This window comes from Chryseobacterium sp. UF-290 (assembly GCF_058245615.1).
In genome coordinates this window covers 72,531-94,985 of the sequence record NZ_JBSICB010000010.1, presented here as the reverse complement: position 1 = coordinate 94,985, position 22,455 = coordinate 72,531, and the positions used below count along the sequence as shown (strand labels likewise).

The window sequence follows — 22,455 nt, the reverse complement described above, 5'->3', positions numbered from 1 at the left end:
TTTAATTTGAGCCTGCAATATCCAATACGATTCTGCCATCGATCTGTCCTTTTTTCATTTTATCGAAGACATCATTGATATCTTCAAGCTTTGCAGGGGTTACTGTAGCCTTTACAAGCCCTTCATTGGCAAAATCCAATGCTTCCTGCAAGTCTTTCCGGGTTCCTACAATGGACCCTCTTACGGTGATTCTCTTTAAAACCGTTTCAAAAATCGGAAGCTCAAAGGATCCGGGAGGCAGCCCGTTAAGAGCAATCGTTCCTTTTCTTCTCAAAACATCTATTCCCTGTTTGAAAGCTATTGGTGAGACGGCAGTGATCAATGCGCCATGCATTCCGCCTACTTCCTTATGCAGGTATTCGCCGGGATCTGTATTTTTGGCATTAACTACCAGGTCTGCGCCTAATTTTTTGGCCAGGTCAAGCTTATCATCTGCAACATCAATGGCAGCGACATGCATTCCCATCGCTTTTGCATACTGAACAGCCACATGGCCCAATCCTCCTATCCCTGAAATGGCAACCCATTCTCCGGGTTTGGTTTCAGTTTCTTTTAAGCCTTTGTAAACAGTTACTCCGGCACATAAAATAGGGGCAATTTCCAGAAAGTTTACCTCTGACTTTAAATGTCCCACATATCTCGAATCTGCGATCACATATTCCGCAAATCCTCCATCCACACTATACCCTCCGTTTTTCTGGGCTTCACAAAGAGTTTCCCATCCTGTAATGCAGTAATCACAGCATCCACAGGCACTGTACAGCCATGGAACGCCTACAGCATCTCCCTCTTTTACAAAAGCTTCGGGTCCGCAGGCAACTACGATACCTACCCCTTCATGCCCGGGAATAAGGGGCATTTTGGGTTTGGCGGGCCAGTCACCATCCACAGCATGTAAATCTGTATGACAAACACCACAGGCAATGACCTTTACAAGGACTTCATATCTTCCGGGTTCTCTTACAGGTACTTCTTCAATTTTCAGGGGCTGTCCGTAGCCTTGAACTACCGCAGCTTTCATTGTTTTTGGGATCATATTTTATTTTTTGATTGAGTTTGTATCAGGGTTATTTTATTTTTGAGTAATCGTATACTTCGCTGATGTGCAAATTTGATTTTTTATGATCATAAAACCTTTGGTATCAGATCATAAATAGTATATCAAAGGTTCATCTTTTCCTGCGTGAGGGATAGTAAGGGCGGCGAGGAACGAGCCGGTGCGGAATGAAATGAAGCACCGAAACGAAGTGCAGCCCTGAATAGCCCGGCCGGCTGCCCTGGATAAACCAGGGCAACCGGACACGCTAAATTAATATTAAAAGAAGCCTAACTTATTTTTGTTATAGGAAATCAACATATTCTTGGTCTGACGGTAATGGTCAAGCATCATTTTATGGTTTTCCCTTCCGATACCGGATTGCTTATACCCTCCGAAAGGTGCTCCGGCCGGATAGGAATGGTATTGGTTTACCCAAACTCTTCCTGCTTCGATCTGACGTGGAATATTGTACAATTGATGCGCATCTCTCGTCCATACACCTGCTCCAAGCCCATAGATAGTATCATTGGCTATCTTCACTGCTTCCTCTTCATCTTTAAATGTTGTAAACGCGAGTACAGGACCGAAAATCTCTTCCTGAAAAATTCTCATCCTATTATTTCCTTTGAAGATCGTAGGCTGAATGTAGAATCCATCCTCAAGATCTTCTCCCAAATGGTTCACATCTCCTCCTACCAGCACTTCTGCCCCTTCATCTACCCCAAGCTGGATGTAGGAAAGTATTTTATCTTTCTGAATCTGTGAAGCCTGCGCTCCCATCATCACAGTTTTATCCAACGGATTTCCAACTTTGATCGCTTTTACTCTTTCGATCACTCTTTCAATAAATGCATCTGCAATATCTTCCTGAACCAGTAATCTTGAAGGACATGTACAGATCTCCCCCTGGTTAAGCGCAAAAAGAACAGCTCCCTCAATAGCTTTGTCTAAAAATTCATCATCAGCATCCATCACCGAATTGAAGAAAACATTAGGAGATTTCCCTCCCAACTCTAAGGTTACCGGAATAATATTCTCTGTTGCATACTGCATTACCAGACGTCCTGTTGCCGTAGAACCTGTAAATGCTGCCTTGGCTACCTTAGGATTGGTTACCAATGCCCTGCCCAATTCTGCTCCAAATCCGTTGACGATATTGACAACCCCTGCCGGTAAAAGATCACCGATCAGCTCCATCAAAACCATAATGGAAACTGGGGTGCTTTCTGCGGGCTTTAATACCACACAATTTCCTGCCGCCAATGCCGGGGCCAGTTTCCATACGGCCATAAGAATAGGGAAATTCCATGGGATGATCTGCGCAATGACACCCAGTGGCTCATGCACGATCAGCGATATGGTATCTTTGTCCAGTTCATTATGGGCCCCCTCTTCTGCACGGATCACAGATGCGAAGTACCTGAAATGGTCAATAGCCAATGGAAGGTCAGCCGCCAGTGTTTCTCTCACAGCTTTACCGTTATCGATCGTTTCTACTGTAGCCAGATACTCCAGATTCTGCTCCATCCTGTCTGCAATTTTATTGAGGATGATACTTCTTTCCGTAGAAGAGGTATTTTTCCAGCTCTGAAATGCTTTTGCCGCCGCATCCACAGCCAGCTCCAGGTCTTCCTTGGAAGAATGGGCTACCTGTGTAAAATTTTTACCGTCTACCGGAGAGACCACATCAAAATATTGTCCTTTAACGGGCGGAGTAAATTTTCCGTCAATATAATTATCATATCTGCTTTTGAACTCTGGACGCTCTAAAAGTGTCGTTGATTTTGGTTCTGTAATAGTGCTCATATTAGTCTTATTTTTATTTTTCGATAATGCCAAATTACACTGAGAGGCCACAAAAATCATAGCACAATCGTATAAAAAAAGTGCAGAATAATACAGAGGTTGAATTTTATAATTTTATTAACAGCAACGTTCTCTCAAATTCTCTATATTTGAGTTACCTGCGCTTCAAAAAAATTTAGAAATGAACAACAATAGTAAGATTTTATTAAACACTCCTGAATTACATAAGGAAAACCAACTATTGAGTCTTGTTGAAAACCAGACGAAATTCAATCTAAACAATTGTGAATTCAGTATTTATGAAACACATAAGGCTGCTTTTGGGGTAAAGCTTCACTTCGAAAATATAGCATTTACAGCGATGCTTCGGGGCAAAAAACATATGAAACTGGATAATAAGACCAGCTATTTTGATTATTTTCCGGGAGAAAGCATCCTAGTCGCTCCCGGCGAAACAATGGTCATCGACTTTCCGGAAGCGGATCATACCCCTACACAATGTATTTCTTTGAGCCTCAATCCTGAGTTTATAGAAGATTCTCTTAATTATTTAAATTATAACCTTCCTAAAGTGGATGAATCTTCACAATGGAATATTCAGCTGGATGAGTTTTTTCTCTTTAACAATAAAGCTTTAGCCTCTGCCACCAATAATATCATGAGGATTGCTATGGACGATAATTCCCAGAAAGACATCATGGCTGATTTTGCCCTGAAAGAACTTCTGATCAGACTGATGCAGACCCAGGCAAGAAGTATGATGGAAAAAAATATTGTCAAAAACAGATCAAGGATAGGATTTGTAGTGGATTATATCAAAAGAAACCTGCATCAGAAACTTTCTATTGACAGTATTGCAAAGCTTGCCTATGTGAGCAAGTCTAATTTCTTTAAAATGTTTAAGGATGAATTGGGAACCTCTCCTAATGATTTTATCCTGCAGGAAAGAATAAACAGGGCCAAAGAGTTACTGGCAAGTCAGAACAGCATTAAGGAAACAGCCTACCAAACCGGTTTTTCAGACACCAACTATTTTACAAGGGTATTCAAGCAACTGGTAGGAGTTACCCCCAAAAACTATCAGACCAGGACCGTATATTCTGAATAAATCCCTGTTATACCGGCTTTCTAAGTACTAATTTATATTAATATTGACTTCTTATAAAAAATAAAGCATTTCAGAATTTGAAATGCTTTTTATACTTTTAAATACAGGATATTATTTTTGATACCCGTAATATCTGGCTCCAATCAAAACAGGATTATCTGCCTCAACCGAAATAAGTCCAAATCCTTTATAGTTTGTGTTCACAGAATGTGCAAGCTGCTTTCTGTGAAGTTTTTCATAAGTTTCAAAATCAACAGCCGTTCTATGATTTAAATTTTCAAATAAGTTCCATTTCGCCACTACTTTTTTCCAGTTTTCAGAAACTTTTCCGGCAAAAACCTTTGATTTGGAACCACTTCCGTAGCCCACAAAACCTATTTCCTTTCCGGACAGCTCTTCATTTTCATTAAAAGAAGTCTGTATTGCTGAAAGAAGCGCCATAAAGATAGATGCCGTATACATATTTCCTATCTCTGAAGAAGCCCTTTGCGTTGTTTCTATTTTATCGCTGATCAGCTTCAGGTAGCTATCAGATTTCGCAACGGCTTTCTGCTCCTCAGGGGTCTCATAAGAAAGTCCGTTTTCAAGGCTATAAATTTCGGTAAAAACTCTTTTACCATGGAAAGCATACGGAAGGTGAAAAATAATATGTCTCCAGCTCTCATAAGGTTTTTCTCTCCCCGTAATTTCTCTGTAATGATGATAGGCCTCTCTGATTCTGTCCTGATAGCATTGATTGGAATACTGTCCGTCAAAAACAGGCTCATCCGTAAAGATCTCAATTTTTTCAGGATAGGTTTCCGGTGCATTCTTCAGGTCTTCCTTTTTATACTGTCTTCTGGGTTTGAAAAAATCAAAGACACTTTCTGAGGCCACTCCCCAGTTATTTTCAATTTCAAGAAGGTCCGGTTTTGCGGAAATCAACAAGGCAACTGCTCCTCCACCTTGTGTGTATTCACCAGAAGAAGCCAACTCATATTTAGCGTAATCACTGGCAATCACTACTGCTTTTTTCTCAGGATTCACTCTTACAAAATCCAGAGCATTATGTAAAGCGTCTACGCCTCCCACACAGGCAAAGGTCATATCAAGTACATCACAGTTTTTAAAACATCTTTCACCCAATTCCTCCTCCAGTACTTTTTCTACCATCTGTACCGCATAGGAAGCCGTTGGCTTTGCCGCATCCACCGCACTTTCTGTTCCCAGGTAAACTCTTGCTATTTCTTTTGGACTGATCGTATAATCTTTAATCAGTTTTAATAATGCTTCTGCCGCAAAGGTAGCCGCATCTTCATGAACATCAGAAAGTCCCATTTTATGAAGTCCTAACCCCTTCTCCAGCTTTGCCGGTTCTATGCCTCTTTTTTCCGCTAAATCTTTAATTTCCAAATACAAAGAAGGCACATAATAGCTTGCCGCCTCAATTCCAAAACTCATAATTTTCCAAATTTTAAACGAATTTATGAAAGATCATGCAAAAAACAACGGTAAAAACCACTGATTTTTGTAATATTATTAAAAAAGCCGTCCATAGCCTTTATGAGAGATAACAAAAGAAAACCGGCAGATTTGCCGGTTTTCCATTTATATTTTATTTGAAATTTTCAATTGCTTTATTTAAAGCATCGATCTGTTTGTTGATGCTTGCCGCACTCTGTGGATTTTGCCTCAGCAACTCCATTTTTTTGCTTAAACCGTCTTTCAGCATCTGAACAATCATCATTTTAGCCTGTGGATTGTCTGCCATCTGATTTTTTGCATAGCCTAATGTTTTGGTCAGCTTTTCAACCGCTTTTAAATTATCGGAACTCATGATCCAGTTATATCCTTCTTCTGCTGTTTTCCCCAACTCAGGGTCCTGGAATTTAACAAACGGATAAAATGCGGCAAGAGGAGCAATATGCTGCATCTGAGAAGTCACTTTATTCTTAACGACAATCGGAAGGAAAAGAGCCAACAGCTCATCTGAAGCCCCTTCCAGATCTATTTTATCAGCCAGATTACCTGCTTTTGACGGATCAATAGTAAGAAGAGCATTTAATGAATTGGCCTTTACAGCATTAGAAACAGCATTCACTCCTTTTTCAAAGACCGGAAGATATTTTTTGTCTTTTGTTTTAGCCAAAGCGGCAATTGCAGCGGCCTGAGTCAATGTTTTCGGATCGTTTACAGCTAATTTTTCCACATCAGCACCTAAAGCTTTCATTTGCTCAGGAATGGTAAGATCCATTAATTCCAAAGCTTTTATCCTTACCCTGAAGAACGGGTCTTTTAACGCGGCTGCCAATAGTTTTATTGCTGCAGGATTTTTTCCAACCTTATCTTTTATTCCGGTTAGAGCATAATACCTGCTTTTGAACTCTTTAGAATTTGTAAACTGCATCAGATTTTGCTCAGGAGTTTTCGTCTCAGTAATTTCTGCCAATAAAACTCCATCAGCATTAATATTCAGTAAATCCGGAGCTTTTGAAACATCAAAAGTAAATGTATTCTTTGCTTCTGCATTCACCCAGACATTATATCTTTTGGGTTTACCATTATCATACACATCGATAGCCAAAGGAAATTCGAATGGCAGCTCCTGAGTCTGACTGATCGTTACAGAAACCTGCTTTTTCACAGGCTCAAAAGCTGATGAGTAATTGATCTTCGGATTTCCGCTTCCAAAATACCATTGGTTAAAGAACCAGTTCAGATCTTTCCCTGAAACTTTTTCAAACGACAGCCTCAGCTGATGGGCTTCTGCATTTTGGTATTCATTGGTTTTCAGGTAATCGTTCATTCCGGCAAAGAAAGCGTCATCACCAAGATAGTTCCTCAGCATATTCAGAATCCCCCCTCCTTTCTGATAAGTTACCAGATCGAAAACATCTTCACGGGACGCATAATTGAATCTTACCAGGTTCTTCTTAAAATCTGTCGGATTATGAATATACATATTCACATCACTCATCAGATGATAATCTGCCTGATCTTTTCCATATTTATATTCATTCCAAAGGTATTCGGAATAGTTGGCAAAAGACTCGTTGACGGTAAGATTACTCCAGCTTTCAGCGGTAACCAGATCCCCAAACCAGTGATGGAACAGCTCGTGGGCAATAGTATCTTCCCACGTGTTTTCATCGATAAGCTGCCCCGGTTTCTGAAGAATATCACTTCCGTGAAGGGTTGCCGTTGTATTCTCCATTGCTCCGCTTACATAATTTCTACCGGAAATCTGGGCATATTTCGGCCACGGATAATCATAATTCATTTTCTTGGAGAAAAATTCGATCATTTCCGGTGTATTTCCGTAGATCTGTTTGGCGTAAGGCTCATATTCTTTCTCAATATAATAGTCAACCGGAATATTTTTCCATTTATCCTTTACAATGGCATATTCTCCTACGCCCATAAAGAAAAGATAGGTTGAATGTCTTTTATCCATCACCCAGTGATCGGTTCTGAGCCCATCAGATTCTTTCTGAGAGTCCTTTAATATTCCATTTGAAAGGGTTACATATTTGTCAGGAACGGTCATATAAATTTCCTGGGTGGTCTTCTGGTTAGGCTTATCGATCGTTGGGAACCATGCTGAAGAAGATTCTGTTTCTCCCTGTGTCCAGATCTGCGTCGGAAGATCCGGATCTGTTCCCTGCGCATTGATGAAGTAAAGTCCCTTTGCATCATTAATAGCCATACTTCCTTCCTGCTTCACTTCATTCGGACGAGCCGTATATTTGATGTAAACAGTATAATCCTGATTTTTCTGATAGGTTTTATCGAGGGTAATTTTCAGGAGATCATTTTTATATTCATATTTTAAAGGAGATTTTTTACCGTTATGATCAAGAGCTACCTCATGGATCAGCATTCCCTTCGCATCAAGAGTCAGCTCGCTGGTGGGATAGAAATAAGGTGAAGCCGTAAGCCATTCTTCCCCATTCATCTGTTCTTTCTGATAGTCAAAGCTTACTTTCAGCCTGGTATGCTTAAGCTCCGTTACTTTAGTATGAGTTGCTCTGTATACTTTTTCTCTTCCTGAAGTTTCGGTCTGTGCTGATACATTTGCGGAAAATAAAATTCCGAGTATAGCAATAGATAAAATGGCCTTTCTCATCGGTCTACTTTATTTTTTAGAATTATTTTTTTATTATGATATCAAAAATGTCATTAACCAACGTTTCGTAATCCCCCTTTTTAAGCTGTTCTTTGGTTTTGGCAAAAGCTTTTTTAAGTTCACTCTCAGGGTTTTCGTCGTCGATAATTTCTGCTGAAGCAACTCCTTTCAATTGAAGAACAGTATTTCTTAGGACTTCAATATCTGTATTTTCTTCAATATTTATTTTTAAATATTTCATGATTTTTATGATAAGTGTTTGATTTTATTTATACCAAATCTTCTCCTTTTTCAGACATTGAAACGGAGGTTATGGTTATTCTTTCAAATTTAAGAAACAAATACTAAAGAAAGCTTACTTAAAGCTTTTATATCAAGATAATTTTGGGGAATTCTCTTTTTAATATTTATGAAACATCCATGCCTGAACATATGCTTCTAAATACTAATAGCACAAAGAATGAACTTCCACAATAAGATTTGTGACATTAGTGAAGTTATTGTGTTATCCGTGTTAATTAAGAAGACAAGAATAACAGAATTAAATGGCAACAGGCGCCTTAATCCCCGGGTGCGGGTCATAATTTTCTAACGTAAAGTCTTCAAAATTAAAATCAAAAATATCTTTGATCTCCGGGTTCAGCTTCATGGCAGGAAGCGGTCTTGGTTCCCTTGAAAGCTGTCTGCTTACCTGTTCGAAATGATTATTATAGATATGAACATCTCCGAAGCTGTGAACATAATCCCCCACTTCCAGGCCACAAACCTGCGCTACCATCTGCAGCAGCAATGCATAGCTTGCAATATTGAAGGGTACTCCCAGAAATACATCGGCGCTTCTCTGATACAGCTGTAAAGATAGTTTTCCATCCGCTACATAAAACTGAAATAACGCATGGCAAGGGGCTAAAGCCATATCAGGAATTTCCGCTACGTTCCAGGCAGAAACGATCAGCCTTCGGGAATCCGGATTTTTTTTGATCTGATCAATCACCTCTGTGATCTGATCTACTACTTTACCATCAGCTCCATGCCAGCTTCTCCACTGTGCTCCGTAAACCGGCCCCAGATCACCGTTTTCATCCGCCCATTCATCCCAGATGCTCACTCCGTTATCCTTAAGGTATTTAATATTAGTATCTCCTTTCAGGAACCAAAGCAACTCATAGATAATGGATTTCAAATGCACTTTTTTTGTAGTCACCAAAGGAAAGCCTTTTGACAGGTCATATCTCAGCTGATATCCGAATACACTTCTCGTTCCGGTACCGGTTCTGTCAGTCTTATCAGTTCCGTTGTCTAAAATATGTTGTAAAAGGTCAAGGTAATTTTGCATAATAAGCTATTTTTTTAGTGCATTTTTCAAAGTTTCATTTTCTTTTTTTAAAAACTCTATCATTTCATCCTTCTGCTTTAGGAGTTCTGTATATAAATTTTTTATTTCTGATAAGGCTTGCCGATTTTCTGTATAAAAATTCTCAACATACCCATTACCTGAAGCATATTCTTCATTAGTAGTATTAATGTTGAAAATATTCCCTTTATCTATTTCTAATAAATCAATTATTTCTTTGGGCTCAATTCCTAATGCTTCCGGCAAAAGCTTCAGTTTATCTATTTCAAGATTCCTTTTTCCTGCTTCCACTCTTCCATAAGTAGTAACATCCATCCCCAACATATCTGCTACTTCTTGTTTAGAAAGTTTTTTTGCAGTACGTGTTGTAAATAGTTTATCTGAAAGTTTCATTATTTTTTATTACAAATATAGTTTTTTTCTTATTTTAGAGAAAGCTTCTGCATAGAAACATTTATTTGAAATTTGTTCAAAACTGAAGGAAATTTATTCACTACTGAAGGAAATATATGTTTGTATTTACTAATTTTATGAAACTAACCAACTAAATTCATAAATTATGAAAAATTTCAAAAAACTTTCTAGAACAGATCTAAAGAATGTAAAAGGTGGTCTTATTTCTTATCAAGACATGTGTGCACCAGGAAATGGTGATATATGTGGACAGTATGGCCTATCTTGTGGAATTTATTTTGGACAAGATAATTCCGTAGGACAATGGTCAGCCTGGAGATGCATGTAATGGTTTTTGTGTAAAGTAAATTAAGCTCCCTGAAGGCATTCCTACAGGGAGTTTTTAAAATAATCTGCTATTTGTAAAGTAGTAATCATCAAAGTATGCAAAAAACGATCTTATTTATTTTTTTTCTTACAATTACCTTTCTGAAGGCACAAAGCTCATCAATTTTGTATGAACTTATTTACAAGCCTTCGACAGATAGTAAAGATACAGCAACTAAATCTGCGGTTTATTATCTGGATATTTTAAATCGGGAATCTGTATTTCGCTCAGACTTTAGAAGACAGTCAGACTCACTGATTAAATATGGAGGGGGATTAGGATTTGGATACAGTACAAATATTGGTGAACAAATCTATCTCAAAAAAGATTATAATAAAGACAAAGCGGTCAAATATGTTGTTTCGCCTGTAAGCCGGGATAAGTTTTATATTGTTATCACAGAGAAATTAAACTGGAAAATTCTTCCGGAAACCCAAATAATAGGAAGTCTTAAATGTCAAAAGGCAACAACGGACTATGGCGGGAGATTTTGGACTGCTTGGTTTACACAGGACATCCAATTGTCAGAAGGACCATATGTTTTTCATGGCCTGCCTGGTCTCATCGTACAAATATCAGATAGTAATGAGGAATACTCCTTTAAATTAGTAAAAATCAAAAAATTCAGCCACAAAAGTTTATTTCCATTAATTGGAGGAAGAGAAATCAGCTGGGAGACATTCACAAAAATACGCCGGGATTATTATATTGATCCGTATGCTTTTATAAAGGCCAATAATCTCAAAGCAGGTGAAGACGATGGAAACGGAGGTATAAAAAGGGTAGAAAACTTCAGAGAATGGACTCTTAGAACCCAAGAAAATTTAAGGAAAAATGACAATATGATTGAGTTAAACCAAAAAATAGACTATAAATAATTTTTACCAGATATTTTCGATATGCTGATCGATAGTATTGACCGTGAATGATTCACCTGTTTTTTTACCATACATCATCTTTACCAGTGGTGATTCTGCTGAAACGGTCATGATTTTATGATCTTCAAAAACAATTTCTCCCATTGATGCAGAAATATAGAACAATCCTTTATTCGTTTTCACTATCGCCCCATTCTGGACTTTTTCAGAAGGATCCGGAGTTATTTTCTGTAAAACAGCCTGTTGATTTAAAGCTTCATTAAGCTGTCTCTGCAGATTGTTGATCTCCTGCTGAAGCATTTCACGGCCGGTCTCATATTTGTCTCCCATTGAACTTTTTGTATCATTGTTAGATGCACGTGTTTCTGCCATGAGATTTTCAAAATACTGAATCTTGTCGGTAATTTTTGCTTTGATGCTGTTTAATATTTCCTGTTTGTTCATTGCTATGATGAGATATTTTAAGAGGGTGAACAAAACCACCCTGTCAAAATCTTTTATTTTGACATCCCTCCAACGGAAGGAAATTGATTACCGTTTAAAAGCTAATGGTTAAGATCTTAGAGCCTGTTTAAATTTAATTGCTAATCATTTTGTCCAATTAATTTAACGCTTTATTTTTTATTTTCCCGCTGATTTTGCAGATTCAGCAGATCATTATTCGTAATCAAATCAGCGAGAAATAATATTTTAATACAAATTTAAACAGGCCCTTAAAGTGTAAGCCAAAAATATATTTTTTTACTTTTTATTTTTCAAATACTACATAATCTGAAACCTTGAAGTGGAAATCTTTTCCATTACTGAAATCTCTTTTCGTCTTATCAAAAACATTCCTGAATATTCCTGATAAATGCTCATCTTCAATGGTAAAGTCTACAGGTCCTTTCGACATATTCAATACTACCAGCACCTCATCTTTCCCGTTTTTTCTTACGTAAGCCAGGATCTTGTCATTTGCCGTGGTATTCAGCAGATAAGTTGTCACATTTGGATCACCACCTCTTAAAGCCGGGTTGGAAGCTTTTAAATCCAACAGTGTTTTGTAAAAGCCGGCAACCTGATAAGTATTTGTCCATTTGATCACATCTTTCTCGAAAAACTCCAGTCTCTTCATGTTGGGAAGCTCCTGACCGGAGTATAGCAAAGGAACTCCATTCCAGGTAGCGGAAAATACAGCCATAGGCTTTGTGATCACTGCATATTTTTCATATTCCGTTCCGTTCCATGAATTTTCGTCATGATTCGTGGTAAACCATGCTCTCATCGAGCCGTCCCCGATGTTGGAATATTGTACTAATAAATCTTTCAGCTCCTGAAGAGGTTCATTTTTCTTATAGTAATCAGCAGATTTATGCATCCATTTCCATGAATAGCTGGCATCAAAAACCTTTCCATATTCAGGGCTTTCCAGTTCGTCAAATTCCCCCAACCAGAAAAGAGGTTTTACTTTTTCCACTTCAGGACGCGCCTGCTCCCAGAAGTCTACTTCTACCCATGAAGCAAGGTCGCATCTGAAACCGTCAATATCGGTTTCCTGTACCCAGAATTTCATTGCATCTATCATAGCCTGACGCATTTCCTGGTTTTTATAGTCCAGCTCGATAATATCATCCATTCCTGAAGCAATATGGAATTTTCCGTCCGGATCTTTCAGATAAAATTCAGGGTGTGTTTTAGTCCATACATGATCCCATCCTGTGTGATTGGCTACCCAGTCAATGATCACTTTGAAGCCTAATCTGTGCGCTTCATTCACCATATCCTTAAAATCCTGTAATGATCCGAATTCAGGATTGATAGATGTATAATCTGCCGCAGCATACGGACTTCCCAAGCTTCCTTTTTTATTCTGCTGGGCAATCGGAGTAATCGGCATCAACCAAAGGGTCCTTACTCCCATAGATTTCAGGCGGGGCATTTCTTTTGCAAATGCTTTGAAAGTTCCTTCCTGAGTATATTGTCTGATATTTACTTCATAGATATTTGTAGTGTGTTTCCAATCTTTTGGCAGTTCTGTCATCTTCCTCGTATTTTTTTGAGTGGTACAGGAAACAATTCCCAGACCAATTACGGCTAATAAAATTAATTTTTTCATTAATCTATTTTTAACAAAAGTAAGGATTGTTTTTCAGGCAAAAAGGCAAAATTGCGAAAAGGTGTAAAGCCCAGGAGCATAAATAAGGTGAAAAAAGCTAATGATAAAGAGTGATAAAGCGTAAAACACAAATTCGTTATCTGCAAATTTGCTCTTGCAGGTCGTGACTTTGCCTCTTAGCCACCTTCGCTTTCTTAGCCTTTTCGCCACAAAAAACCCCGGATCAAAATCCAGGGCCATAATTTGTATATCTTTACATCTTATCTTTCATCATCATTGTCATCCTCATCATCAAAGACATCGTCGTCGTAGTCTTCTTCTTCCTCATCATCAAAGCTGTCGTCTTCATCTGAAAAGTTTCCGGTGGTCACGAAATCATCATCAAAGCCAAACTCATCATCTACCAGAGGCATTGCTGATTTCTTTTTACCTCCCGCACTTCCGTTCTTGCTAGGTGCTTTCAAAGGAACATTTCCAAATCTGTATACCGTGATCGGATAGTTTACCCCTTTTGTCTCTTCAATGACTTCTATAAGCTCACAGAAGAATTCCCAAAGATCAAGAAGTCCGTACTGGAACTGAGCCTTGTCACCTACATTTTCGAAAGCTTCATCAATGTATACATCTGACATAATCTCACCATCACCATCATCACTCATATCTTCCAATGGGACACTCTTTACTATCGTTCCGTCATTTTCTAACAGATTAAAAGTAGAAAGCTCATCTCCCTGCAGACTGAATGCACTTTTAATTCCTAAATGTAAGTTCCATAACGTTTGTTTTCCCTTAACTTCAATATCACGGAAAATATCCTCTTTCGCATCTAATATTACGCGGATTTTGTAAACCATATCAGTTTCTTAAATTACTTTTTTGCCTTTATAATTATGATAAATCTCTGGTGCAAATATATAATAAATGACATGTGACAAAAAAATATTTCAGGATTTTTTAAAATATTTTTTTTTCTTACATTTTGCCGGAATTATTTACTTTTTTCAAGCATAAAACTGAACTTCGTTCCTTCAAGGTAAACGCTTTCTACGGTAATGTTTTCGTTGTGTGCCTCAAGGATATGTTTTACAATGGCAAGTCCTAATCCTGAACCTCCTTCTCTTCTGCTCCTGCTGGTTTCCACTCTATAGAATCTTTCAAAGATCCTCGGCAGGATTTCGGATTTTATCCCCATTCCGTTATCGATTACTTCGATCAGCACTTTATTTTTTAAAATGCTGGTCTTTACGATCACTTTTGCTTCCTGTCTGTTGGCATAGTGGATCGCATTGGAAATAAGATTAATAAAAACCTGTGAAATTTTCTGTTTATCGGCCTCCACAAAGATCTGTGGATGAAGGGTCTGGATCTGTAATGTAGTGTTCCTTTTCTCCGCTTCAAGATCAAGCAGATCAAAAATTTCCTTGATCAGAAGATTCACATCAAATTTTGAAACGGTAAGATTGATCTCTCCTGCTTCCAGTCTGTTGATCATATCAAGATCCGTCACAATGGCAATAAGCCTTTCAACAGATTTATCGATTCTTTCAAGATATTTGTCCCTGATGGTAAGATTGTCTACCCCTCCATCTCTTAAAGTTTCTACATACCCCTGAATGGAAAATAAAGGGGTCTTCAGCTCATGGGAAACATTTCCGATGTATTCTTTACGGTAGCTTTCCATTTCCTTCATCATATCGATTTCCGTTACTTTCTGCTGATTGAGATCTGAAAATCTTTCTCCTAATTCTTTGATAGTGATATTCTCGTCATGATCATGAACAATCTCCTGGGGAAGAATTCCGGAAAGTCCTTTCACCTGTTTTCTTCCATAGTAATTGAAAAGAAGCTCCAGCACCACACAGTTGATAATAAAGATCAGGACAATACAGATTAAAAGACCTGTTTTAAATAATGGAGTATCATAATAGATATCCTTTAGTGAGTCGAAAATGACTACTAAAGAGAGCATCACCAATGTCAGCAGACAAGAGGCAACAAGAGTAAGTCTGTAAAATTTCAATTTTACAACGTTTTAAGGGGTTGAATGTAAAGTTAGGATTTTTAAATGATTAAACGATAAGTTTATAACCTATCCCTTTTAAGGTCTGAATGGTATTGATCCCTAACTTTTCCCTCAGTCTTCTGATATGAACATCAATGGTTCTCTCTCCTACGATCACGTCATTCCCCCAAACCTTTTCCAGAATTTCTTCTCTTTTGAAAACTTTCTCTGTATTGGAAGCCAAAAGGTAAAGCAGATCAAATTCTTTTTTAGGCAGAAGAAATTGTTGTCCGCTTTTGGAAACCCTGAAGTTATCTTTATCTATAACAAGGTCTCCGATTTCGATCAGCTTAGCATTGTCTGAAACCTGAGAGGTTAACTGCAATAATGCATTTACTTTGGAAGTAAGGATCTTCGGTTTGATCAGTTTTACAATATAATCATTGGCTCCTGCCTGGAAGCCTGCCAACTGAGAAAATTCTTCGCTTCTTGCGGAAAGGAAAACGATCAGTGTTTTTTGGAGTTCTTTCACTTTACGAAGTTCCTGACAGGTTTCAATGCCGTCTTTTTCAGGCATCATTACATCTAGTAGGATAAGGTCCGGAACAATTTCCTTTGCTTTTTCTATACCTTCATTGCCATTGGTAGCGGTATAGATATCATAACCTTCTTTTTCTAAATTGTAAGACAGAATCTCTAAAATATCCAGTTCGTCATCTATTAAGAGTATTTTCTTTTGGCTCATTCTAAATTTTTACTGCTTTCAAAGTTAATCATTTTTAAATGATAGATTAATAAATTAATTACCGTTCACATAAAGTTAATAATAAATCCATTTTATTAATATTTAGTTAAGAAAAAATTAAATTTTACTAAACCAACTACCCGGTCAATCTTTTATTCCTTTGCACCAAGAGAATATAGTAAAAAAGTAAAATGAATTTTAGAAGACTGAGTATCGCAGCTCTATTTTTATCAACATCAGGTGCCCTATTATACGCCCAAGACACTAAGAATGACACCATAAAAAGTGAAAAAAAGATTGAAGGTGTAGTCATTAAAGGGTCTGCAAAGAAAGGTGCTGAAGCTAACCTAATTAACATGCAGAAAAAATCTGTAGAGGTAATTGAAAGAGTTGGCTCTGTACAATTAACTAAGCAGGGTATCGGAAATGCATCTGCTGCTGTTACTAAAGCAACAGGAACACTGAAACAAGAAGGTAGTGGACAGATCTTTGTAAGGGGATTGGGAGACCGTTACAATACAACAACCTTAAACGGATTACCTATCCCTTCAGATGATCCGGAAATGAAAAATATTGATCTTGAAATTTTCAAAACTTCAATGATTGAATATATTTCCTTGGATAAAGTTTACAATCCAAAATTATACGGAGATTTTGGTGGTGCCAATATAAACATAGTTTCAAAAGAATATACTGGAAAACCTTACTTTAAATTAGGATTAGGAAGTTCTCTTAATATGCAGACCTATAATAAGGAAAACTTTAAACTTCAAGATGGAGGACCGGGTTTCTTTGGATATAAAACAACCACATTTAATAGATCAAACCCAGGTTCAGCATATCCATTCACAACAAAGTGGAATTTTAAAGATGCCCAAAATCCTTTTAACAGCAGTATAGATTTTGAAGCAGGTGCCCGCTTCGGAAAGTTCTCATTCTTTGCTTATGCAGGTTTTGACAATAATTATGAATACAGCTCTGGTAACGAAAGTTTTTTCTACGCAGATGGAAGGCCTAATAAGGATTATCAGGTTGAACGTTATCAATATGAGACCAATACAACTGCATTAGTCAACTTTACCTATAAACTAAATAACAATAATAAATTAACTTTTACTTCTAATTATATACATTCTTCTTCTCAGGTTGCCAGATTCTTTGAAGGGTACACTTTTGATGTTGATAACAGTGTAATTATTAATCGAGGTGATAATAAAATTACTGACACATGGATTAATCAGTTAGTTGGTAACCACAAGTTTGGAAAAGGCTGGGAAGCAGATTGGGCTATCGGGTATAACAAATTGAACAGTAAAAGACCTGATAGACTTCAGAATACAATGCTTGCAGACAGCAAGATAATTGTAGCGGGAAGTGCAGTAGACAATCATCGTTATTTTGATGAGTTGATAGATGATACATTCCTAGGATATTTACATTTAAGTAAGAAATTTAACAACTTTAAAGTTAATTTTGGATATGATGGATCATATAAGAACCGAACCTTTGATTATACATCCATTGGCATAAAGTATGGATACAACCCATATCCTGATACACAAATTGTTCTGGATCCTAATAATATCGACGGCTTTTTCAATTCACAAAACAGCTCACTTTATCAGTTCAGTTATTTGACATTCCGTGATTCAGGGAATCTCTATAAACCTTGGGGTTATGATATTAAACAACATTTACATTCTGGTTTCGCTAACGTAGACTATAATATCTCTAACAATTTTGTGGTTCAAGTAGGAGGAAGACTGGATTATATTAATTGGGATATGAATTGGAGGGATCCATTGGAAACAGATAAAAAACAAAAAAGTTATACTAAGTTCTTACCGGCTGTTAATGCAAAATATAGTGTAAATGATAAATCCAATTTGAGATTATCATTGTCAAAAACGTATACATTACCACAACCTAAAGAATTGATTCCGATTGCATACTACGATGTAACAACAAACGTTTATGGTAATCCTAACCTTATCCCGTCAGATAATTATAATGTAGATCTAAAATGGGAATATTTCCCTAAGTCCGGTGAGGTAATCTCATTAACCGTATTCGGAAAGTACATCCAAAACCCAATTGCTAGAACAACTTTCTCTACAGCAGCTTCGAGTGATATGACTTATTTCAATATTGCAAACTGGGGTTATATTGTAGGAGCGGAAGCTGAATTGAGAAAAGATATTTACGAATGGGGGAACTCTAAATTATATACATTCATCAATGCTACCTATATGAATTCTCAGCAGGAATTAAAAACACCTGATGAATTAGCTGCAGAAAACAAAGGCAAAAGAGCTGAATTTAGCGGTCAAATCAAAGATGACGTTCAGGGGGTAGCAGACTTTATTGCTAATGCAAATTTAGGATACAACTACAAATGGGACAATAACTCAGTAGATTTTGTTGTATCGTATTCCTATGTGGGGAAAAACCTTTATGCTATTGGAACAAATAATACCGGAAACTTCTATGAATTGTCAAGAAACATTCTGGATGCCAATATCAATTTTAATTTGAAAAATATCGGAATAGGAGTAAATGTAAGAAATATCTTAAATCCTGACTACAAAATTGAACAAACCAACAAAGCAGGGACATTTACCCACAAAAATTATACAAAAGGTAGATTGATAGGCTTAAATCTATCTTACAAATTTTAATAATTAATCAAAAATAAATCTAAATGAAAAAGACATTCTTAAGAGCTGCGTTCTGCTTAACATTAGCGGTAACTTTTACTTCAGTAGCTGTTTCTTGTAGCGACAATGATGACGATACAGAAAACGTATCTTCAGCTATTGATCCAAATGACTTCAAAGGAGATATTCAATCAGGACAGATAATCACATTAGATGCTACGAAAACTTATAAATTAACTGGAAAAGTTTGGGTAAAAGAAGGTGCTACTTTAATAATTCCTGCCGGAACTAGAATCGTAGCAAACGAGGGAGCAAACTATCTACTCGTAGACAGAGGAGCTAAAATTTTTATCAACGGTACAGCTTCTGCACCAGTAGTTTTCGAAGGAGCAGTAAACAAACCAGGTAGCTGGGGAGGTATTGTTGTATTAGGAAAAGCGCCTTCCAACAGAAGTGCTGCAGGAACTTCTACTTCAGAACTTGGGGATTTAACGTATGGTGGTACGACTAAAGATGACAATTCTGGTTCTATCCAATATGTTCAAATCAGAAATAGTGGGTTCAAATACAATCCTTCAAAAGAGTTTAACGGACTTTCTCTTTTCGGAGTAGGTAGCGGAACTAAAATTTCTTATGTATACATTTATGATGGTGCAGATGATGGTGTAGAATTCTTCGGAGGTAATGTAAATGCTGATCATATCGTAGTATTAGGAGTTGGAGATGATAGCGTTGACTGGACAGAAGGCTGGCAAGGTACTGCAGAATATATCTATGCAGCTAGAAAAAAAGAATACGCAAATGATGCTGAACCTGGTAACAGAGGTATTGAAGCTGATACACAAGATACAGATCCAAATACTACTTTCGGAAATGGTGCATCTAATCCGACAATTAAAAATGCAACATTCTTAGGAAATACAAAAGGAACTGAATCGCAAGCAATGAAAATCAGAGCTGGATCTCAAGGACAATTTGATAATATCGTTTTATCTAATTTCTCTACAGGTATCGATTTTGAAACAGACAGAACTCTTGCTTGGTTCCAAGGAGGTGCTCGTATACAAAATGTTCGTTTTGAAAGCATCGGAACAAATATTAAAGCTAAAAATACTGCTGGTGCTAATGCTGATTTAACTGCTGCTGTTACAGTTAGCACAACTGCAAATGGTGCAGGTAACGGATCTTCTCTTCCAACTTGGGCACAAGGATGGACTGGTATTTCTACCTTTACCTCTGCAGACGCTGGAAATTAATAATTTTAGTAACTAGTTTTCTTTATATATCAAATTAGAAACCATCAGGTTAAATTTTATTTACCTGATGGTTTTTCTTATTAAATCATCAATCTCACGCTCATTTCTCAGATGACACATTTTTTTTATAATCCTCTACCAAATTCTCTCCATCGGAGTGAATAAATAAAGATTACTCAAGCTCTTACTTATTAGAATATTCAAACTTTCTTACAGCTTCCAGCGTCATATCAATTTCTTTTTCCCTGATCGCATCACTGATGAAGTACGTTTCGTATCCGCTTGGCGGAAGATAGATTCCGTTTTGAAGCATCTGGTGGAAGAAGTTATTAAATAATGAATGATTGGCTTCCTGTGCTTCATCAAAGTTAGAAACCCTGTTGGTATGGAAGAATACAGACATCATTGACCCTTTTCTGTTGATCTTGTGAGCAATATCTTTTTCATTCAAGATTTTACCGATCTCAAGGTCTAAAGTTTCTGTAGTTTTACTAAGTCTGTTGAAGAATTCCGGATCGTTTTTGATCAGCTGAAGCGTTTTTAATCCTGCTCTCATCGCCAAAGGATTTCCACTTAATGTTCCTGCCTGGTATACCCCTCCTTTCGGAGCCAGATGATCCATAATTTCATTTCTTCCGGCAAAAGCGCCTACCGGAAGTCCGCCACCGATCACTTTACCGTAAGTTACCAGGTCCGCTTTTACATTGAAAAGCTCCTGGGCACCTCCGAAAGCTAATCTGAAACCCGTCATTACCTCATCAAAGATCAGTAAAGCACCGTTTTCATCACAAATCTTTCTCAGGTTCTGAAGGAAATTATTTTCAGGCAGTACACATCCCATATTTCCGGCCACCGGTTCTATGATTACGGCTGCAATTTCTCCCTGATTATGACGGAACAGATCTTCAACCTGCTCAAAATCATTATAACGGGCCAGTAAGGTATCTTTTGCCGTACCTGCCGTTACTCCCGGAGAATTCGGATTTCCGAATGTGGCAGCACCGCTTCCTGCTTTAATGAGGAATGAATCAGAATGCCCGTGATAGCAGCCTTCGAATTTTACGATCTTATCTCTTCCCGTATATCCTCTCGCCAGCCTGATCGCACTCATACACGCTTCCGTTCCTGAAGATACCATTCTGATCTGGTCGATATTCGGAACATTTTCGACGATGAATTTCGCAATTTCCGTTTCCAGCTCTGTAGGTGCTCCGAAAGAGAATCCTTTCTCTGCCTGTATTTTCAGCTCTTCAAGCACTTCCGGATGGGTATGGCCTAAAATCGCAGGACCCCATGAATTGATATAATCGATGTAAGTATTGTCATCAGCATCGGTAAGGTAAGCTCCTTTTGCCGATTTCATGAAAACAGGAACTCCTCCCACTGATTTGAATGCTCGAACCGGAGAGTTGACACCTCCCGGAATGTATTTGTAGGCTTCATCAAATAAAGCCGAACTTCTTTGATACTTCATTTTGGTTGATCGTTGATGCCTGATCGTTGATCGTTTTTAATCAACAGCATTAACTGTCAACCGATAACCATCAACGACCCGCTATTAATTTCTTGGTTTTTTATCTATTAAATAAATCAATTGCCCTGCAGATGGCTGCTGTCCTTCATCCATTCTGTTTTTGGCATATAATTTATGTAATTTGATTCCGAATTTCTGGGCAATATCATGCATATCTTCGCCGGATGCCGCTTTATAGGTAGCTGTATTTCCTGTTGAGTTCTTAGATTCCAGGAAAATGATATCATCTTTCTTTAGTGTTTCACTTTCCAGCTCATTCCACTTCATCAGCCTGCTTTCGCTCACTTTGAATTTATTGGCAATGAATTTCACATCAGTATCTTCAGGAATCACAATGTATTTCAGCCCGTCATTAGGGTGACTTTTGATAAGGATGGAATTAAGAATTTCAGCTTTTGTTTTGATCCTCTCCACTCTTTTCTGCTGTTGCGCATAGGAGGTCTGCTTGTAAGGAACTTCTACAGTAACCGGATCTTTAGCTTTTTTTCCTGCTTTCGAAGGTTCCAGCTGAGCCATGAAAGTTCTGTCGTCTTTCAGGTCCGGATACATTTTGAGAACAGCGTACAATACCTCATTAGAATTGGTATTATCGTATTCGTATAATTTATACTTTTCGATTTTGGTGATCAGGATAGAAGCATATCGTGGATTGGTTGCATATCCGGCTTTTTTCAGCCCATGTGCCCACGCTCTGTAATCCTTCATATCCAGCCTGAAAAGATTCGCGTAATATTTTCTGGTAGATAGAAATATAGAATGATCTTCATAAGACTGTCTCGGGTCATCGTACACACGGAAGCATTCATTGGGGGCATCATCTGTGTGTTTCATTGTTTTACCCGTCCAGTCTTCTTTACATTTTATTCCGAAGTGGTTTTTACCTTCCTGAGCTAATCTGCTTTGTCCTCCACCGGTTTCCAGGAGTCCCTGGGCGAGAGTAATAGAAGCAGGAATTTTGTATTTTTCCATTTCTTCTACGGCATATTTAGCAAACTTCTGAATATATTGATCTTCGGTTGCCCAGCCCTGGGCTGAAAATTTTGATAAAACTAAAAGGCTTATGGATAGGAAAAGTCTTTTCATGTTTTTCAA

At 37.7% G+C, this 22,455-nt stretch carries 19 protein-coding genes; 5 read left to right on the top strand and 14 right to left on the bottom strand.

The window, feature by feature from the left end; genetic code table 11:
- Position 1: 1 nt before the first annotated feature.
- Both adhP and AC4IF5_RS13235 read right to left on the bottom strand, forming a co-directional pair.
- Entirely contained in the window at positions 2-1,036 is a 1,035-nt protein-coding gene (gene adhP / locus AC4IF5_RS13240) for an alcohol dehydrogenase AdhP (protein ID WP_490735234.1), read from the bottom strand.
- Positions 1,037-1,315: 279 nt separating this feature from the next.
- Positions 1,316-2,845: an aldehyde dehydrogenase family protein gene (locus AC4IF5_RS13235; protein WP_490735232.1), complete on the bottom strand. Its 1,530-nt coding sequence runs from the start codon at positions 2,843-2,845 to the stop codon at positions 1,316-1,318.
- Between the two features lie 181 nt (positions 2,846-3,026).
- Between AC4IF5_RS13235 and AC4IF5_RS13230 the strand changes: the two genes are divergently transcribed.
- Positions 3,027-3,953 (top strand): AraC family transcriptional regulator, encoded by a 927-nt coding sequence (locus tag AC4IF5_RS13230; protein ID WP_490735231.1) that lies wholly within the window; start codon positions 3,027-3,029, stop codon positions 3,951-3,953.
- A gap of 111 nt (positions 3,954-4,064) precedes the next feature.
- On the opposite strand, the gene AC4IF5_RS13225 is transcribed toward AC4IF5_RS13230, so the two are convergent.
- From AC4IF5_RS13225 to AC4IF5_RS13205, 5 genes are all read right to left on the bottom strand, one after another.
- On the bottom strand, positions 4,065-5,393 hold the full coding sequence (locus AC4IF5_RS13225; protein ID WP_490735230.1) for a hydroxymethylglutaryl-CoA synthase family protein: 1,329 nt from the start codon (positions 5,391-5,393) through the stop codon (positions 4,065-4,067).
- 154 nt (positions 5,394-5,547) lie between these two features.
- Positions 5,548-8,058 (bottom strand): M1 family metallopeptidase, encoded by a 2,511-nt coding sequence (locus tag AC4IF5_RS13220; protein WP_490735228.1) that lies wholly within the window; start codon positions 8,056-8,058, stop codon positions 5,548-5,550.
- A gap of 22 nt (positions 8,059-8,080) precedes the next feature.
- Positions 8,081-8,299, bottom strand: coding sequence for a hypothetical protein (locus AC4IF5_RS13215; RefSeq protein ID WP_490735226.1), 219 nt, complete (start codon positions 8,297-8,299; stop codon positions 8,081-8,083).
- A gap of 300 nt (positions 8,300-8,599) precedes the next feature.
- Entirely contained in the window at positions 8,600-9,394 is a 795-nt protein-coding gene (locus tag AC4IF5_RS13210) for a thymidylate synthase (protein ID WP_490735224.1), read from the bottom strand.
- 6 nt (positions 9,395-9,400) lie between these two features.
- A complete protein-coding gene (locus AC4IF5_RS13205; protein WP_490735222.1) occupies positions 9,401-9,805 on the bottom strand; it encodes a helix-turn-helix domain-containing protein in 405 nt (134 codons plus the stop codon).
- 166 nt (positions 9,806-9,971) lie between these two features.
- Between AC4IF5_RS13205 and AC4IF5_RS13200 the strand changes: the two genes are divergently transcribed.
- Together AC4IF5_RS13200 and AC4IF5_RS13195 are read left to right on the top strand one after the other, a co-directional pair.
- Positions 9,972-10,154 carry a bacteriocin-like protein gene (locus tag AC4IF5_RS13200; protein WP_490735220.1) on the top strand — a complete coding sequence of 61 codons (183 nt, stop codon included), beginning with the start codon at positions 9,972-9,974 and terminating at the stop codon, positions 10,152-10,154.
- A gap of 95 nt (positions 10,155-10,249) precedes the next feature.
- Positions 10,250-11,071 carry a GLPGLI family protein gene (locus AC4IF5_RS13195; protein ID WP_490735219.1) on the top strand — a complete coding sequence of 274 codons (822 nt, stop codon included), beginning with the start codon at positions 10,250-10,252 and terminating at the stop codon, positions 11,069-11,071.
- Between the two features lie 3 nt (positions 11,072-11,074).
- Here AC4IF5_RS13195 and AC4IF5_RS13190 read toward each other — a convergent pair whose 3' ends face one another.
- The 5 genes from AC4IF5_RS13190 to AC4IF5_RS13170 all read right to left on the bottom strand — a co-directional run bounded on the left by AC4IF5_RS13190 (position 11,075) and on the right by AC4IF5_RS13170 (position 15,916).
- Entirely contained in the window at positions 11,075-11,515 is a 441-nt protein-coding gene (locus AC4IF5_RS13190; RefSeq protein ID WP_490735217.1) for a hypothetical protein, read from the bottom strand.
- Between the two features lie 304 nt (positions 11,516-11,819).
- Positions 11,820-13,169: an alpha-amylase family glycosyl hydrolase gene (locus AC4IF5_RS13185; protein WP_490735215.1), complete on the bottom strand. Its 1,350-nt coding sequence runs from the start codon at positions 13,167-13,169 to the stop codon at positions 11,820-11,822.
- 260 nt (positions 13,170-13,429) lie between these two features.
- Entirely contained in the window at positions 13,430-14,023 is a 594-nt protein-coding gene (locus tag AC4IF5_RS13180; RefSeq protein ID WP_490735213.1) for an IS1096 element passenger TnpR family protein, read from the bottom strand.
- Positions 14,024-14,157: 134 nt separating this feature from the next.
- Positions 14,158-15,189 carry a sensor histidine kinase gene (locus tag AC4IF5_RS13175; protein WP_490735211.1) on the bottom strand — a complete coding sequence of 344 codons (1,032 nt, stop codon included), beginning with the start codon at positions 15,187-15,189 and terminating at the stop codon, positions 14,158-14,160.
- Between the two features lie 49 nt (positions 15,190-15,238).
- Positions 15,239-15,916 carry a response regulator transcription factor gene (locus AC4IF5_RS13170; protein WP_490735209.1) on the bottom strand — a complete coding sequence of 226 codons (678 nt, stop codon included), beginning with the start codon at positions 15,914-15,916 and terminating at the stop codon, positions 15,239-15,241.
- 191 nt (positions 15,917-16,107) lie between these two features.
- Between AC4IF5_RS13170 and AC4IF5_RS13165 the strand changes: the two genes are divergently transcribed.
- A complete protein-coding gene (locus AC4IF5_RS13165) occupies positions 16,108-18,594 on the top strand; it encodes a TonB-dependent receptor plug domain-containing protein (protein WP_490735207.1) in 2,487 nt (828 codons plus the stop codon).
- Between the two features lie 23 nt (positions 18,595-18,617).
- Entirely contained in the window at positions 18,618-19,829 is a 1,212-nt protein-coding gene (locus AC4IF5_RS13160) for a beta-helix domain-containing protein (RefSeq protein ID WP_490735205.1), read from the top strand.
- 184 nt (positions 19,830-20,013) lie between these two features.
- Here AC4IF5_RS13160 and hemL read toward each other — a convergent pair whose 3' ends face one another.
- Both hemL and AC4IF5_RS13150 read right to left on the bottom strand, forming a co-directional pair.
- Positions 20,014-21,303, bottom strand: coding sequence for a glutamate-1-semialdehyde 2,1-aminomutase (gene hemL / locus AC4IF5_RS13155; RefSeq protein ID WP_490735203.1), 1,290 nt, complete (start codon positions 21,301-21,303; stop codon positions 20,014-20,016).
- 84 nt (positions 21,304-21,387) lie between these two features.
- Positions 21,388-22,446 carry a glucosaminidase domain-containing protein gene (locus AC4IF5_RS13150; protein WP_490735202.1) on the bottom strand — a complete coding sequence of 353 codons (1,059 nt, stop codon included), beginning with the start codon at positions 22,444-22,446 and terminating at the stop codon, positions 21,388-21,390.
- Between the last annotated feature and the right edge of the window lie 9 nt (positions 22,447-22,455).